This is a genomic window from Haloarcula sp. H-hyl2 (assembly GCF_056934385.1).
Genome location: NZ_JBRIIJ010000002.1, coordinates 713,099 through 727,385, shown reverse-complemented (window position 1 = coordinate 727,385; position 14,287 = coordinate 713,099). Strand labels below are relative to the sequence as shown.

Below are 14,287 nucleotides of genomic sequence, written 5' to 3'. Positions count from 1 at the left end.
CTCCATGCAGAGGGCTCGAACGTGCCAGCCGCCCCTCCCATCCGAACGCAGTCCGGCGAATCGATCGGTGGGTCAGAACACGTCGTCGGCGTCGATGCGGTCCTCGTCGGTCGGTGTCCCCCGGACCGTGACCTCCTGTCCGAGTTGCAGGCGCTCGTCGGTCTCGACGGTGCGGGTCTCGGTCCCGTCGTCGAGGATCGCCGGGTTGCCGGTCTGGACGACCGTCCCGGTGAACTCGACCTGGGTCTCTGCGACGGCACCGCCGCCGGCCGACCCGTCGGTGGCGGAGTCGGACGCCGAGGTGGTCGACTGCGCACTGTCGTCACCGTCGCTTCCGAACTCCCCGAGGCCGGCGTTCTGGTCGTCGCCGCCCTCGCCGGGCGCCATCGTGTCCACGCTGTCCTCCAGGACGACCACCGTCGACGCCCAGTTGGCCGAGGCTTCCTTGTCGTCCTGCCAGCCGTCCTGGATCTCGACGTCGGCCGCGAGCACCTCGTCGCCGGGGCCGATATCCTTGTCCGCCTTGTCGCCCCACAGTGCGATGCGGATGTCGCCGGTGGCGTCCTGGACACGGATGTTCCGGACCTGGCCCTCGCCGCCGTCGTCCCGTTCGAAGGTCCGTTTCGGGTCCGCCGAGCGGACGACGCCGGCGACGTCGACTGTGTCGCCGATCTCCACACTGGCGATGTCGTCGGCCTCGGGCTCGAAGGCGACGGACTCGTCGATCTCGTCGACGGCACCACCGTCGCCGACGTGCAGTTCCAGCGAGCCGTCCCGCTCGCGGACGTAGCCGTCGACCACCTCGACAGCGGTGCCGGCCGACAGTTCCTCGGCGCGGTCCGCGCGGTCGTCCCACAGCGTCACGCGGACGCGACCCGTCTCGTCGCCCAGCGTGAGGTTCGCCACGCGGCCCTCGCTGCCGTCGTCGCGGTCGAACGTTCGGATCGAGTCGGTGTCCAGCACGAGTCCGCGGAGCGTGACGTCGCCCTGGCCCATCGTCAGCGAGTCGATGGTCGACCCACCGGCCGGGTCGACGTCGATGGTGGCCTCGTCGTCCGGTTCGGCCTTGTCGACGGAGACCTCCAGCCCGTTGTAGCCGTCCTTCGGTCGGCCCTTGATGCGGAGGACGTCACCGACGTCCAGTTGTCCCTCGTCGATGGAGACCGCCTGCTCGTCCCAGAACGCCAGACGAACCGTCCCGGTCTCGTCGGCGACGTCGACGTTGACGACCCGGCCGTCCTCGTCGTCGCCGTCCCGCTCGAACGTGCGTAACTCGCCGACGGACATGACCTTCGCGAGGAACTTCACCTCGTCCATCCCCGCCTCGATGTCGGCGATGGCGTTGACCTCGCCCTCGCTGAGTTCGTGGGCGATGAGCATCGCGGCCGTCTCCTCGTCGGCGAGCCCCCCCATCTGCTCGACCTTCTGCTCGACGGCCTCGCGGAACTCCTCCTCGGAGACGTCGGCCTCGACATCCGCGTAGATATCCTCTATGGAGCCCATTATCTATGGGACGCAGGGATGGACCGCGCTTAAGCGTTGTCGTTGGCTGATTACCCCGTCCTCGTCCGTCGGTTCGCCGGGTCTGGAACGCATCGGTGGGTCTGGGCCCGCCACCCCATATAAAAGCTCGGAACGGACGGGGCGGTGTCGGATCGCTACTGGGTCCGTGTCACTTCCGTCGGTGCGTCGCCACGATCGTGGGTGACGATGACCGTCCCCGGGACGCCGTTCTCCATCGAGACGACGGCCCGGTACTCGATCTCGACGATGGCCTGGGTACAGCCGACCCCCTCGCCGCTCTCCCTGTCGACGGTCCGGACAGCGACGGTCAGTTCGTCCGCGTCGGAGTCGTAGGTGACCGACGCTGGTTCGGCCGTCTTGCAGCCGTTGCTGCCCCAGATGGTCCCGACGACCGTGACGCTCGTTTCGTCGATGGAGGCGGTCGCCTCGTCGCGTTGCTGTCCGGACGTTCGGTTCCGGACCTCGAAGTCGACTCCAGCCACGACTGGCTGTTGGGCCGTCGTCTCCGTGGGGCTGTCGTCCGGATCGCCGTCCCCGTCGCCGCCGGCCAGACAGCCACTGACAGCTGTCAGGCCAGCAGCCCCAGCACACTGCAGCAACGTTCGACGGTTCATATGGCCACTGAGCGCACCCGAAATGAAGGCCCTTGTGTTCGGTCAAGCGACCGTTTCAGCGAGTGTGCACATCTCTCGCGTGCCGGTGAGCGAACCGTCACCCTTTTGAGTACCACCACCCTCCGCTAATACGAGTCCGGGTAGGGTAGTGGACTATCCTCTTGGCTTGCGGAGCCAGGGACCGGAGTTCAAATCTCCGTCCGGACGTCATTCTCTCGAAGCAAGTCGGCGAGCACCGCGTAGCGTGTGCTCGCCACTGCGAAGAGAGATGTCGGCCAGCGGAGATTTGAGCAGACGAGGAACGCGCAGCGAACGGAGTGAGCGAGCATTTCTCGGCGTGTTCAAATCTCCGTCCGGACGTTCACTTCGTCACCGGTGAGGTGTCGCCGGGTGCTCGCGGGAGCGCCGCTCCCGCGCTGTTCACGACCGGCCGTGCTCCACGCTCGCTTCGCTCGCGTGGAACTCCGTCCGGACGTTTTTGCCCGTACTCGTACAACAACCGTCATGCGCCCCCACCTCAGAGCCGGCATCGCGGTCTACAACGCCGGCCGGTACCACGCCGCCCACGACGCCTGGGAGGACCGCTGGCTGGCGCTGGACGACGGTCCCGACGAGCGGTTCCTCCACGGCCTCATCCAGTTCACCGCGGTCGTCCACCACGGCCGTCACGAGAACTGGTCGGGCGCGCAGGGACTGGCCGAGAGCGCCGACGAGTACTTAGCGGATCTGCCGGCGGAGTACCGGGGTGTCGACCTCGGTGTCGTCAGGCCGTTCCTCGCACGGGTCGCCGCGGATCCACGAGGGATCGACTGGACGGACCCACCGGCACTCACGCACGACGGCGAGGTCATAGGCTACGAGGACCTGGACTTCGACGCGACAGCGGTCGTCGCCGACGTTCTCGCCGAGGCCGATAGCTACGACGAGCGCGTCGTCGAACAGGCCATCGAGTACGCGCGAGCGGAACTGAACGACCGCGAAGACGGCCGGTTCGTCGGCCTCGTGTTCTCGTTCGTCCGCGAGGCGGATCAGCGCCCAGTGGTCTACCAGCGGCTCTCGGAGCACGTGAGCCGCGAACAGCAGAAAGACGACGACGTCGCCGGACTGTTCGACTAGATATCGGGTTCGACGACCCGCTCTTCGCCCTCGAAGTGCGCGGAGTTGTCCCGTGGCTCGTAACCGAGCACTTCCTTCGCGCGCTCGATGGAGTAGTACTTGCGGTCGTTGTCGGAGATACCGTAGACGATCTCGAAGTCGTAGTCGGCCCGGAGCGCACAGTCGTGGATGTGCGCACAGTCCCGGTAGGAGAGCCACATCGCCTGGCCACGCTCGTAGTCCAGCGGGGGGTGGCCCCGCGTGAGGTTGCCGATGCGGATGTTACAGACGTCGATTCCGTACTCGTCGTGATAGTAGCGACCCAGCACCTCGCCGGTGGCCTTCGAGACGCCGTAGAGGTTGCCCGGACGTGGGAACTCGCTCCCGTCGAGCAGGAACTCGTCGTCGGGACGGTACATCTCCGGCGTGCGCTGGTCGGTCTCGAAGGCGCCGACCGCGTGGTTCGAGGACGCGAAGACGAACTTCTCGACGCCCTCGGCGACGGCGGCCTCGTACATCTTCTGGGTGCCGTCGATGTTGTTGGTCAGGACCGACGGCCAGGGAGCCTCGGGGCGCGGGTCGCCCGCGAGGTGGATGACCGCGCCGATGCCCTCCATCGCTTCCGCGACATCGTCGGCGTTGTCGACGTCGCCGATGAGGTACTCGTGGTCGGGCTCCTCGGCCGGTGGGTTGTGGAACAGGAGTCGCCACTCGTAGGCATCCCCGATGCCCTCGAGGATGGCCTCCCCTACAGCCCCGCCGGCGCCCGTGAGCAGAACCGTCTCCTCCATGTTATCGGAGGAATAGGTACCACCGAATAGGTAGCTTGCGGTTCGGTTATGTGCCGGGCGAGTGAACAGTTCCCCATGGATCCGACGTCATCGGAGGTCGCGTGTTTCGAGGCCGGCATCAAGTTCGGCTCGCTGTACCACCAGTTCGCCGGGACGCCGGTCAGCCCCGAGAGCGCCGACTCGCTGGCCACCGCGATGGAGGAAGCGATCGAGAACCAACCCTACTGTGAGTCGGTCACCGTCTCGGTGCGGACCGACGCGCTACGGGACGCCATCGAGGTCGCCGACGCCGACTACACCGAACTGACCGGGCGGTTCCTCGAAGTGTCGATGCTCGTCGACTACGAGGGCGTCGCCGTCGAGACGAGCATGGCGATGGAGGGAGCGTACCCGTTGATGCAGGTCGACGATGTCAGAGACTGAAACAGGTCCAAACGTTTTACTGTCGATGCTTGCGCACCGTCGAACGAAATGACCCTCCACGCAGTAGACGACATCGACGAGGCCATCGACGCCACGAAGGCCTTCCTGCTCCCGTTCGACCTTCGCCAGTGGCTCCGGATGGCTCTCGTCGTGTTCTTCATCGGTGGCGGTGGTGGTACCAGCGGCGTACAGAACATCGGCCAGTTCAGCAACGCTGGCGGCGACGGCACGGGCGGACCATCGGCCGGGGAGTTCTCGCTGACCGCCCCCCTGGAGACGGTCCCCGCGGTCCCTGGACGCCTGTTCCAGGTCGGCGCACCAGTGCCCGCCGACCCGAGCAACCTCGCGAACGAGATCGGCACCGCCGTCCTCGTGGCGGCCGTCGTCACCCTCGTCGTCGTCGCACTCCTGTTCAGTTATCTCGGCGCCGTCATGGAGTTCGCGTTCGCGCAGTCGCTGATCAGCAAGGAGGTGCACGTCCGTCGCTATCTCGGCCGGTACGCGGGCAACGGGCTCAGACTATTCGGCTTCCGGATCGTCCTCGGGTTCCTCATGCTGGTGATCGCGGGGATCGGACTCGCGGTCGTCTACATCCTCTTGCTCGGTGGGAGCCTCCAAGATCCGAACGCCACCGCCTTCGCGGGGTCGCTCGGCCTGCTCATCGTCGGCGCTATCGGTATCGCCGTCGTCTACGGCCTCGTCAACGGCTTCACCAACGTCTTCGTCGTGCCCATGATGGTCAGCCAGGAACGCGGGCTGGTCGACGGCTGGAAACAGCTGTGGGGCTCGCTGGCCGCCGAACCGAAGCAGTACCTGGCCTACGTCTTCTTCTCGGTAGTGTTGGCAATCGGTGTGGGCATCATCGGGACCATCGCCGGGGTCGTCGCCGCCCTCGTCGTCGCCATCCCGTTCGGTATCGTCGGCGCCATCGTCGGGTTCGGGCTGTTCACTGTCAGTCAGGCCGCCGGCTGGATCGGCGCCGGCATCGTCTTCCTCCTGTACCTGCTCGTGTTGCTCGTGGTCGCGAACCTCATCAAAGCGCCCCTGCAGTCGTTCCTGCGGTACTACGCGATGCTCGTGCTGGGCGACATCGACGAGACCATGGACCCGCTGCCAGCGGTCCGGGCAGACCTCCGCAGCGAGGAGAACGCCTGAGTCCGACCCAGTTTTCGGTTTCCGCCGTGGCGGCCGTTCGCTGTCGTGCGGTTACACTTTCACTTTCAGGCTGGCTTTTAATCCCCCACCGCTCGAACGGGGAGGTATGGGACAGACAAGTCTTGACGACGACGAACTGTTCGGCGAGGCCGCAAGCGAGATGCGCTCGGACGTGGAGGCGTCACTGGCGGAGGCACGCCAGGCGCTCCCCGACGCCGACGCCATCTGGGATGTCGAGGCCGACAACACGCTGGGCGTGCTCAACGCACTGAAGGGCGCGCTGGACGTCGGCGACGCCGAGGACCACCTCCGGGACGCCAAGAAGTGGTACACGATGGGCGAACGCGCCGACGCGTTCGAGGACGCCGACGACCTCGCCGACGCCATCGAGGACGTCGAGGACCTCATCGAGGACGTCGAGGAGGCCCGCGAACAGGTCGGCGACCTCACCGCGACGATTCCACAGCTCCGGAGCACGCTCGAGTCGTTCGACGAGGGTGACGACGGACCAGAAGCCGACGCGGACGGCGACACAGAGGAAGCAGAGGCCTAACGCGTCGCCACGCGGTCGAGTAGCGTCGCCAGCGCCTCGCTGGCCGCGTCGAGCAGTGCCTCGCCGCGGTCGGGGCCACCCTCGCGTGGGTCCCCGACCGTCCCGTTCTCGCTGAACTCGTCGGTGTCGTAGGCCAGGTTCACGCCGTCGACCCACTCGCCCCAGCCGTCGGCTCCGTCGGCGGCCGCGTCGTCGAGTCGGTCCTCGTGGACCAGGTCGGGCCGGACGTGCTGGAGGAGACTCGTCTCGACCGGCCCGCCGTGACCCATATCGGGCGCGTCGACGGCGTCGAACCACGTGAACGGCACCGTGTAGGCGTCGTCGTGTCTGGTCACCCGGCCACAGACCTCTCGGAGCGGCCCGACGTTGCCGCCGTGGCCGTTGACGACCACCACGCGGTCCCAGCCGTGGTGGGCCAGACTACCGACAGTCTCGCGGACGTACTGGCGGAAGGTGTCCTCACTGACCCACAGCGTCCCCGCGAAGCGACGGTGTTCCTCCGCGACGCCAACGGGAATCGCCGGCGCGACGACCACCTCACCATCGTACGCGTCGACGCCCGCCTCGGCGACCGCCTCGGCCGTCAAGACGTCGGTCCCCAGCGGCGCGTGGGGGCCGTGCTGTTCCGTGCTCCCGACCGGGAGCACCGCCAAGTCGGTCGCTACGTCGTCGGCGTCGGTCCACGTCGTCTCGCGCAGGTGCATACGAGCACGTGTGCGTGGGGAGACTACAAAGAAGGGGGGTCTCAGCAAAGAAAGGGATCTCAGGAAGGGATCGAGAAAACCGGGGCCGAGGGAGGCCCCGGGATAGCGCAGTCTCAGACGATCGAGTCCGGTCGCGAGGCGAAGTACTCGAAGACCATCCCGAGGCCGACGCCGTAGACGACGTGGGCGAGCAGCGTCAGGACGACGTACAGCACGAGTTCGATGCCACTCTGCCCGGTGTAGAAGGCCAGGACGAACCCCGTCCACATCGCGGCGCCGAAGAAGGCCCCGCTGACGGCGTCCGACGACTGGCCGGGCAGATAGGCCTTCAGTGACGCGAACAGCAGCGGCCACGGGAACATCCCGCCGCCCAGGAAGATGAAGAAGCCGAACAGGACCTCCGGCACGTAGCCGGTCAGGCCGACGAGTTCGGTCAGTATCGCGAAGTCCGTGAGGCTGAACGCCCCGAGCGACTGTGCGATGAGGAAGACGACAGTCATCATGGCAGTGCCCACGAGTCCGCCGGCGGCGCCGACGATGCCGTCGGCGATGATCCCGACGAGGCTGTCGAACTCCTCGTTGTCGGTCACCGACTCCTCGGCCATCGGATCGTCGAGGCCTGGCGTCGTATCGTTCATGGTGTGGTGTAACATACCAACGGGTAAAAAGGTTCCCGCACATGTGCGGCGAAGGAGGGACTTGTGTAATATTGCTGTCCATAATGCCTAATACACGGTGCGGAATATCATCAACGAAATGGCGGGATATGTGATACCACACGCCGTGGTTGGGATACCGTTGCACGGTGGGAGCGTCAGGGCGCCAAGCGACGTCTTCAACAGCATCTTCGAGGTGTTCCTCGTCCTCGGCACGGCCGTAGGTATCGTCGTGGTCGTCTACACGATGTACCACGCGCTCAAGTACCGTGATTCCGGGGAGGAAGAAGATCCATACGCCGACAAGGTCGAACGCCCCTCGATGGGGGAGTTACCGACCGGCGGCAAGGGCGGTCGGAAAGTGTTCTACTCGTTCGGTATCAGCGCGGTCATCGTCATCTCGCTGATCGCCTGGACGTACACGACGCTGCTGTACGTCGAGACCGCGCCGGAGGGCGACAACATCGACGCACTGGAGATCGACGTCGAGGGCTACCGGTTCGGCTGGACGTTCCGGTATCCGAACGGCCACGAGAGCTCGACGCTCCGGGTCCCCAAAGACAGGGTGGTCAAGTTGAACGTGACATCGCGGGACGTGTTCCACAACTTCGGGATACCGGAGTTGCGGGTGAAGACCGACGCCCTCCCCGGCCAGACCACCTCCGCGTGGTTCACCGCCCCGGAGGTTGCCGACTACCAGGCCAAGTGCTACGAACTCTGTGGGAGCGGCCACTCGGTGATGACCGCACCCGTCCACGTCATGCCAGAGCAGGAGTACGACGACTGGTACGCGAACACGTCCGCACCTGACGAGAACGCGAGCGTGGCCCCGGCGACGCCCGCCAGCGTGAGCGCACCACAGGAGGTGCCGGCATGAGCCACGACCACGAACACGGCCTCCCGCCCAAGTCCTCGGTGAGTCGGTGGTTCCTCACGACCAACCACAAGGACATTGGCATCCTCTATCTCATCACCGCGCTGTTCTTCCTGGTCTTCGGCGGGATGCTCGCGCTGCTGTTCCGCCTGGAACTGATCAACCCCGGCGCGGACCTGCTCGGGTCGATGGGGTACAACCAGGCGGTCTCGACCCACGGCCTGCTGATGGTGTTCTGGTTCATCTCGCCCTTTGCCTTCGGCTTCGCCAACTACGTCGTCCCGCTCCAGATCGGTGCCGACGACCTCGCGTTCCCGCGGCTGAACGCCCTGTCGTACTGGCTCTATCTGTTCTCCGGTATCCTGATGGGCGTCTCCTTCTTCCAGGGGACGACGTTCGCGGGCGGATGGACGATGTACGCGCCGTTGAACACGCCCGCCTACATCCCCGGCGAGGGACTGGGCGCCACCTCGGTCGTGCTCGCGCTCATCATGTTCACCGCCGCGGTCACGATGGGGTCGGTCAACTTCCTGACGACCATGTACCGGATGCGCGCGGAAGGGCTCCGGATGCGGGACATCCCCGTCTTCTCGCTGACGATCAACCTCACCGTCTGGATGATGCTCTTCGCGTTCGCGGCGCTGCTGGCGGCGCTGATGATCCTCGCGTCTGATCACATCATCGGGACGACCTACTTCCAGTTCGCCAACGACGGGTCGACGCTGGGAACCAGCGCCGAGAACCCCGGCGCGTCGCTCCTGTGGGCCCATCTGTTCTGGTTCTTCGGCCATCCGGAGGTGTATATCGTCTTCTTCCCGGCGCTTGGCGTCATGGCCGAGTGCTTCCAGACCTTCACCGGGCGCCGACTCGTCGGCCGGAAGTGGTTCATTATCGCGATGGTGCTGGTGGCCATCCAGAGCTTCGTCGTCTGGATGCACCACATGTTCCTGACCGGCATCAACCTCCCCATCAAGACCGTCTTCATGGCGACGACCATCGGCATCTCCTTACCCTTCGACCTGATGGTCTTCTCGCTGATCTACACGATGGCGAAGGGTCGCGTCCGCTTCACCACACCCTTCCTGTTCTCGCTGGGCGCGCTCATCCTCTTCATCGTCGGCGGCATCACCGGCGTCTTCCTGGGCGCCATCGTGCTGGACTACCAGTTCCGCGGGACCTACTGGGTGGTCGCGCACTTCCACTACGTGATGGTCTCGGGCGCGACCGCGCTGTTTGGCGGGCTCTACTACTGGTACCCGAAGATCACCGGGAAGATGTACGACGAGTTCCTCGGGAAACTCCACTTCGCGGTGTACTTCGTCGGATTCAACCTGCTGTACTTCCCGATGTTCGTCGCCTGGGAGACGCCCCGGCGCGTCTTCGAGTACTCCCAGGACCTCCAGATCTGGCATTCGATGGCCACCGTCGGCGGGTTCATCCTCGGCGCGAGTTTCCTCATCATGTTCTACAACCTGTTCGTCTCGCTGTGGCGGGGCGCGGACGCGGGGGACAACCCCTGGGAGTACGCCACCACCGCCGAGTGGGCCGTCTCCTCGCCGCCGCCGCTGGAGAACTTCCCCGGCCTCCCCAGTTACGCCGACGGCTCGCTGTCCTTCCTCTCGGACGAGGAGGTCGCCCAGCGGACCGACGGTGTCGCCGCGGACGGGGGGACCGCCACCGACGGCGGGACCGCGACGCCCGTGACCGCGACACAAGCGACGGCGATGGGGACCGCCCAGGAGACCGGCGGTGAGGAACACGCCAGTCATGCGAGTTTCTGGCCGTTCCTCATCAGCCTCGGCGGATTCGTGCTGTTCCTGGGCCTCTCGGGGGTGAGGACCGGCAGTGTCGTCTACGTCGGGATGGCGCTGACCGGCGGCCTGGCGACGTTCGCCTCGCTGTTCGGGATGACTCGTGAGTCGTTCCACGCGCCCGAGATGGCTATCGCCGAGCGGTGGCCCTTCGAGGGCGTCGAGAAGATGAAACTCGGGATGTGGACGTTCCTGGCCAGCGACATCGTCCTCTTCGGCGCGTTCATCGGCTCGTACTGTTTCGTCCGGGTCGCCTACGGCTGGCAGGACTGGCACCACGACCTCATCCCGGCGGCCCACGTCACGATGCCGGGACTGATCAACACCTACCTGTTGCTGACGTCGAGTTTCCTCGTCGTCATCGCGATGGTCGCCGCCGAACGGGAGAGTCGCCGCGGCACCGTCGCTGCACTGGTCGGTACCTTCGCGCTCGGGGTCGGCTTCCTCATCAACAAGGGGATCGAATGGCAACACCTGTTCCACATCCACAGCGAGGCGTTCCCCAACGGATGGAACCTCTCGACGAACATCGGGTCGTCGACGTTCTACCTGACGACGGGGTTACACGGCGCCCACGTCGTCATCGGGCTGATAATCTGTGCCTACATGGCGATTCGGGCCTGGAACGGGGCCTACCAGGGCGACGACAAGCCAATCGAGTACTTCGGCCTGTACTGGCACTTCGTCGACATCGTGTGGCTGTTCCTGTTCCCGCTGTTCTACATCCTCTAAAACCATGGACTGGAAAGGATACACCCTGATATACGTCGTACTGTTCGTCTTCGCGACCGCCCAGGCCGTCGTCGAGTTCGCCGGCCTCGTCGACAGCGCCTACTGGCTGGCGTTCGGCCTCATCATGGTGCTGTCGATCGTCAAGGCTGTCGGCGTCGCCGCCTACTACCAGCACTTGCGCTGGGAGCCCAGGTCTGTGACGTACCTCGTCGCCGGCGGGACGATCGCTGCACTGGCACTGACCGCTGCTGCTGCCTACTCGATCATCTAGACCCGGCCGCCAGCTAGTTCGAGGCCGGCGGTCCCGTCTCGGCCTGTGCGTCCGTGCCGACGTCGGCCGAGGCGATATCCCCGAGCAATCGGTCGAACGTGACGCTCATCTCGGTCGCGAGTCCGTCGAGTGTCACGTCTCCCACGACCGAAAACATCGCACGCGGATTGACGGCACTGACGACGGTCTCCCCCTCCGAATTCTCGTAGACGGCGATGGTGCAGGGCAACAGGACACCCAGGTCCGGATCCGCGGACAGTCCGGCCGCCAGCGACGGGTTGCTCACCCCGAGGAGGCGGTAGCGGCGCTCCTCGTCGAACCCCTCCGCCAGGGTTGTCGGGACGTCGATATCACACACCACGTCGAACCCGTCTTTCTCCAGTCGTCCACGTACCCGCGTGACGACGTCGTCCACGCCCCCAGTGACTGTCCGCTTGATACAGTGGTGCATGCCCGCTCAGCCGGTCCTGTGGCGGGGCAGACGTCCGTCTGTCGGCACTCCAGATGGTGAGAGACACATGGCCGACTCGTCGCGTGGCGAGAGCTTATAGTTATCTGTGAGAAAAATCGGGGTTGCAACGGTGGACGAGTGGTGACAGCAAGAGAGCGTTACGGCGGCGGTATCGACCCGACCAGCGGGCCGCTACATCATCAGTCGCGCCGCGATCGCGACCAGAAAGAGAGTGGCAGCGACGGTCGCGGACTCGGCGACCGCCAGCGAACGAGGGTGGCCACGACCCGTCGCGGCCACGTAGACGCCGTAGAGCAGGTACCCGACCACCAGCACGCCGCCCCCGAGAGCGACGGCCATCCCGGCCATCCCCTGGCTCTCTGCCGGTGCCGAGATGTAGACGATGGGGACCACCAGCGCCGCGACGACCAGTCCCACGAAGGCAGCGAGTTGGACCGCGGGTTGGCTGGCGAGTTGGCCGATCGGCCCACCCGAGCCACTCTCCTGGGTGCTCGGTAGCGCGGCGGCACCCTCTGCCGGCGGCGAGTAGTGATACCACTTCCGCCCGTTCATCATCCATGCCACCACCGCGACCGCGAGTACCGCCATCAACGCCGTACTCACGAGGTATGCGGTCGCCATGCCAAGTGGTTACATGGCACTCCGTAATAACAGTTTACCCGAGAGCTATCAGTCGTCGGCGTCGGTGCGGGCACGCCGGCGGACCGCACGCTGGACGAACTCCTCGGGCAGTTCGTCGATCTCGCCGGCCTGGACCGCCCAGAGGTTGGCGTAGAGGCCGTCAGCGGCCAGCAGGTCGTCGTGGGTCCCACGTTCGACGATCTCCCCGTCTTCGAGGACGACGATCGTGTCGGCGTCCTTGATCGTCGAGAGCCGGTGGGCGATAGCGAAGGTCGTGCGGTCGGCGGTCAGTTCGTCCAGCGAGCGCTGGATGAGCATCTCCGTCTCCGTGTCGACGTCGCTCGTGGCCTCGTCCAACACGAGGATGTCGGGGTCTTTGAGCATCGCGCGAGCGATGGCGATCCGCTGGCGCTGCCCGCCGGAGAGTTTGACACCGCGCTCGCCCACCATCGTGTCGTAGCCGTCGGGAAGGTTCTGGATGAACTGGTGGGCCTCGGCGGCCTTCGCGGCCTCGCGGATCGCCTCGTCGCTGGCGTCGAAGGTGCCGTAGGCGATGTTGTCACGGACCGTCCCGTAGAAGAGGAACGTCTCCTGGCTGACGTAGCCGATGGCCTGCCGGATACTCGGGATCTGGACGTCCCGGAGGTCCTGACCGTCGATGCGGACGGCACCCTCGTCGACGTCGTACATCCGCAAGAGCAGTTTCATGACGGTCGACTTGCCGGCGCCGGTCGGCCCGACCAGCGCGACCGTCTCCCCACCGTCGACGGTGAACGAGACGTCCGAGAGGACCGGATCGTCCCCACCGTAGCCGAAGGTGACGTCGTCGTACTCGACGGCTCCCTCGGTCACCGACAGCGGCGGGGCGTCCTCGCGTTCTTCGAGGCGCCCTGGCGTCTCCATCAGCCCGAAGACCCGCTCGGCGGAGGCGTAGGCCCGCTGGTACATGTTGATGATCTGCCCGAACTGGGCCATCGGCCAGACGAACCGCTGGGTGTAGATGATGAAGGCGACGAACTCCCCGGGGGAGAGCGAGGCGGTCAGCGGCCCCGGTGGCTGACCGATGACCATCAGGCCGCCGACGACGAACGTGACGACGAAGCCGATGCCCGAGACCAGGCGCAACCCCGGGAAGAAGGTGATACGCGTCTCGATGGCGTCCCAGTTGGCGTCGAGATACTCCTGGGAACTGTCCTCGACGCGGTCGGACTCGTACTCCTCGGTGTTGGCCGTCTTGATAATCTGGATGCCGCTTAAGTTGTTCTCCAGCCGGGAGTTGAGCTTCCCGACCGAGGAGCGCACGTCGGCGTACTTGGGCTGGATGGTCTCGATGAACCGTTTGGTGAACACCGCGATGAGCGGCACCGGCAACAGCGCGACCAGCGCCAGTTGCCAGTTCATGTAGAACAGATAGGCGGCGATACCGACGACCATGATGATCAGTCGCGAGGAGGAGTTCAGTCCGTCGTTGAGGAACTTCTCCAGGCGATTGACGTCGTTCGAGAGGACCGACATCATCTCGCCGGTCTGCTTGTCGGCGAAGAAATCCATGTTCAGCCGCTGCATCGTCTCGTAGGTGTCGGTCCGCACCGCGTGCTGGACGTGCTGGGCGAACTTGTTCCACCCCCAGTTCCGCGAATAGTGGAAGACAGCGCCGAAGCCGAACGAGGCCGCGATCAGCCCCGCAGTCAGCCACAGCTGTCCGGTCTGTCCCGGCGGAATCCAGGCGTCGGGGACGAACAGCAGGCCGTAGGTGGTGTCGGTCTGCTGGATGACGGCGTCGATAGCCAGCGCGAGCAAGATCGGGGGCAACAGGTCGAGCATCCGGGCGGCGATAGAGCTGATGAGACCGGCGACGAAGGCCAGTCGCTGGCCACGCCCGTACTCGGTGAACAGCCGCCACATCGGCCGCTCGACCCGCTCGCGGGCGTCCTCGAACGCGTCGTCGTCCGATGCCGCGTCGATATCCATTACCCGACGTGATGGCCCGG

The 14,287-nt window shown here is 65.6% G+C and carries 15 protein-coding genes and 1 tRNA gene; 8 read left to right on the top strand and 8 right to left on the bottom strand.

Annotated features, from left to right (window positions below):
- Positions 1-72 precede the first annotated feature (72 nt).
- Positions 73-1,503 (bottom strand): single-stranded DNA binding protein, encoded by a 1,431-nt coding sequence (locus Hhyl2_RS13580; RefSeq protein ID WP_483551306.1) that lies wholly within the window; start codon positions 1,501-1,503, stop codon positions 73-75.
- Positions 1,504-1,658: 155 nt separating this feature from the next.
- A complete protein-coding gene (locus Hhyl2_RS13575) occupies positions 1,659-2,138 on the bottom strand; it encodes a hypothetical protein (RefSeq protein WP_483551305.1) in 480 nt (159 codons plus the stop codon).
- Between the two features lie 134 nt (positions 2,139-2,272).
- Between Hhyl2_RS13575 and Hhyl2_RS13570 the strand changes: the two genes are divergently transcribed.
- Both Hhyl2_RS13570 and Hhyl2_RS13565 read left to right on the top strand, forming a co-directional pair.
- A tRNA-Arg gene (locus Hhyl2_RS13570) sits at positions 2,273-2,345 on the top strand.
- Positions 2,346-2,642: 297 nt separating this feature from the next.
- Complete coding sequence (locus tag Hhyl2_RS13565) at positions 2,643-3,254, top strand: DUF309 domain-containing protein (protein ID WP_483551304.1); 612 nt, start codon at positions 2,643-2,645, stop codon at positions 3,252-3,254.
- On the opposite strand, the gene azf is transcribed toward Hhyl2_RS13565, so the two are convergent.
- The gene (gene azf / locus Hhyl2_RS13560; RefSeq protein WP_483551303.1) at positions 3,251-4,024 is read right to left on the bottom strand and encodes an NAD-dependent glucose-6-phosphate dehydrogenase Azf; all 774 of its coding nucleotides are present in this window, start codon (positions 4,022-4,024) and stop codon (positions 3,251-3,253) included. The genes Hhyl2_RS13565 and azf overlap by 4 nt on opposite strands.
- Positions 4,025-4,099: 75 nt before the next feature.
- On the opposite strand from azf, the gene Hhyl2_RS13555 reads away from it, so the two are divergent.
- From Hhyl2_RS13555 to Hhyl2_RS13545, 3 genes are all read left to right on the top strand, one after another.
- On the top strand, positions 4,100-4,447 hold the full coding sequence (locus Hhyl2_RS13555) for a dihydroneopterin aldolase family protein (RefSeq protein ID WP_483551302.1): 348 nt from the start codon (positions 4,100-4,102) through the stop codon (positions 4,445-4,447).
- Between the two features lie 48 nt (positions 4,448-4,495).
- Complete coding sequence (locus Hhyl2_RS13550) at positions 4,496-5,602, top strand: DUF7544 domain-containing protein (protein WP_483551301.1); 1,107 nt, start codon at positions 4,496-4,498, stop codon at positions 5,600-5,602.
- Positions 5,603-5,708: 106 nt separating this feature from the next.
- Positions 5,709-6,155, top strand: a complete 447-nt coding sequence (locus Hhyl2_RS13545) for a DUF5790 family protein (protein WP_483551300.1) — start codon at positions 5,709-5,711, stop codon at positions 6,153-6,155.
- Here Hhyl2_RS13545 and Hhyl2_RS13540 read toward each other — a convergent pair.
- Complete coding sequence (locus tag Hhyl2_RS13540) at positions 6,152-6,859, bottom strand: creatininase family protein (RefSeq protein ID WP_483551299.1); 708 nt, start codon at positions 6,857-6,859, stop codon at positions 6,152-6,154. The genes Hhyl2_RS13545 and Hhyl2_RS13540 overlap by 4 nt on opposite strands.
- A 113-nt stretch (positions 6,860-6,972) precedes the next feature.
- Complete coding sequence (locus Hhyl2_RS13535) at positions 6,973-7,497, bottom strand: DUF6789 family protein (protein ID WP_483551298.1); 525 nt, start codon at positions 7,495-7,497, stop codon at positions 6,973-6,975.
- A gap of 118 nt (positions 7,498-7,615) precedes the next feature.
- Between Hhyl2_RS13535 and coxB the strand changes: the two genes are divergently transcribed.
- From coxB to Hhyl2_RS13520, 3 genes are read left to right on the top strand one after another with little or no spacing between them, the layout of a single operon-like run.
- Positions 7,616-8,392, top strand: a complete 777-nt coding sequence (gene coxB / locus Hhyl2_RS13530) for a cytochrome c oxidase subunit II (protein WP_483551297.1) — start codon at positions 7,616-7,618, stop codon at positions 8,390-8,392.
- Positions 8,389-10,932, top strand: a complete 2,544-nt coding sequence (locus tag Hhyl2_RS13525) for a cbb3-type cytochrome c oxidase subunit I (protein WP_483551296.1) — start codon at positions 8,389-8,391, stop codon at positions 10,930-10,932. The genes coxB and Hhyl2_RS13525 overlap by 4 nt, the downstream gene beginning before the upstream one ends.
- Positions 10,933-10,936: 4 nt before the next feature.
- Positions 10,937-11,203 carry a cytochrome C oxidase subunit IV family protein gene (locus tag Hhyl2_RS13520; RefSeq protein ID WP_483551295.1) on the top strand — a complete coding sequence of 89 codons (267 nt, stop codon included), beginning with the start codon at positions 10,937-10,939 and terminating at the stop codon, positions 11,201-11,203.
- A 13-nt stretch (positions 11,204-11,216) separates the two neighbouring features.
- On the opposite strand, the gene Hhyl2_RS13515 is transcribed toward Hhyl2_RS13520, so the two are convergent.
- The 3 genes from Hhyl2_RS13515 to Hhyl2_RS13505 all read right to left on the bottom strand — a co-directional run bounded on the left by Hhyl2_RS13515 (position 11,217) and on the right by Hhyl2_RS13505 (position 14,267).
- Entirely contained in the window at positions 11,217-11,654 is a 438-nt protein-coding gene (locus tag Hhyl2_RS13515; RefSeq protein WP_483551294.1) for a DUF302 domain-containing protein, read from the bottom strand.
- 192 nt (positions 11,655-11,846) lie between these two features.
- Positions 11,847-12,296: a hypothetical protein gene (locus Hhyl2_RS13510; RefSeq protein ID WP_483551293.1), complete on the bottom strand. Its 450-nt coding sequence runs from the start codon at positions 12,294-12,296 to the stop codon at positions 11,847-11,849.
- A 48-nt stretch (positions 12,297-12,344) separates the two neighbouring features.
- Positions 12,345-14,267 (bottom strand): ABC transporter ATP-binding protein, encoded by a 1,923-nt coding sequence (locus tag Hhyl2_RS13505; protein WP_483551292.1) that lies wholly within the window; start codon positions 14,265-14,267, stop codon positions 12,345-12,347.
- Between the last annotated feature and the right edge of the window lie 20 nt (positions 14,268-14,287).

Coding starts and splice junctions, on each gene's coding strand:
- Hhyl2_RS13580 (WP_483551306.1), bottom strand. CDS start 1,503: ATGGGCTCCATAGAGGATATCTACGCGGATGTCGAGGCCGACGTCTCC.
- Hhyl2_RS13575 (WP_483551305.1), bottom strand. CDS start 2,138: ATGAACCGTCGAACGTTGCTGCAGTGTGCTGGGGCTGCTGGCCTGACA.
- Hhyl2_RS13565 (WP_483551304.1), top strand. CDS start 2,643: ATGCGCCCCCACCTCAGAGCCGGCATCGCGGTCTACAACGCCGGCCGG.
- azf (WP_483551303.1), bottom strand. CDS start 4,024: ATGGAGGAGACGGTTCTGCTCACGGGCGCCGGCGGGGCTGTAGGGGAG.
- Hhyl2_RS13555 (WP_483551302.1), top strand. CDS start 4,100: ATGGATCCGACGTCATCGGAGGTCGCGTGTTTCGAGGCCGGCATCAAG.
- Hhyl2_RS13550 (WP_483551301.1), top strand. CDS start 4,496: ATGACCCTCCACGCAGTAGACGACATCGACGAGGCCATCGACGCCACG.
- Hhyl2_RS13545 (WP_483551300.1), top strand. CDS start 5,709: ATGGGACAGACAAGTCTTGACGACGACGAACTGTTCGGCGAGGCCGCA.
- Hhyl2_RS13540 (WP_483551299.1), bottom strand. CDS start 6,859: ATGCACCTGCGCGAGACGACGTGGACCGACGCCGACGACGTAGCGACC.
- Hhyl2_RS13535 (WP_483551298.1), bottom strand. CDS start 7,497: ATGAACGATACGACGCCAGGCCTCGACGATCCGATGGCCGAGGAGTCG.
- coxB (WP_483551297.1), top strand. CDS start 7,616: ATGGCGGGATATGTGATACCACACGCCGTGGTTGGGATACCGTTGCAC.
- Hhyl2_RS13525 (WP_483551296.1), top strand. CDS start 8,389: ATGAGCCACGACCACGAACACGGCCTCCCGCCCAAGTCCTCGGTGAGT.
- Hhyl2_RS13520 (WP_483551295.1), top strand. CDS start 10,937: ATGGACTGGAAAGGATACACCCTGATATACGTCGTACTGTTCGTCTTC.
- Hhyl2_RS13515 (WP_483551294.1), bottom strand. CDS start 11,654: ATGCACCACTGTATCAAGCGGACAGTCACTGGGGGCGTGGACGACGTC.
- Hhyl2_RS13510 (WP_483551293.1), bottom strand. CDS start 12,296: ATGGCGACCGCATACCTCGTGAGTACGGCGTTGATGGCGGTACTCGCG.
- Hhyl2_RS13505 (WP_483551292.1), bottom strand. CDS start 14,267: ATGGATATCGACGCGGCATCGGACGACGACGCGTTCGAGGACGCCCGC.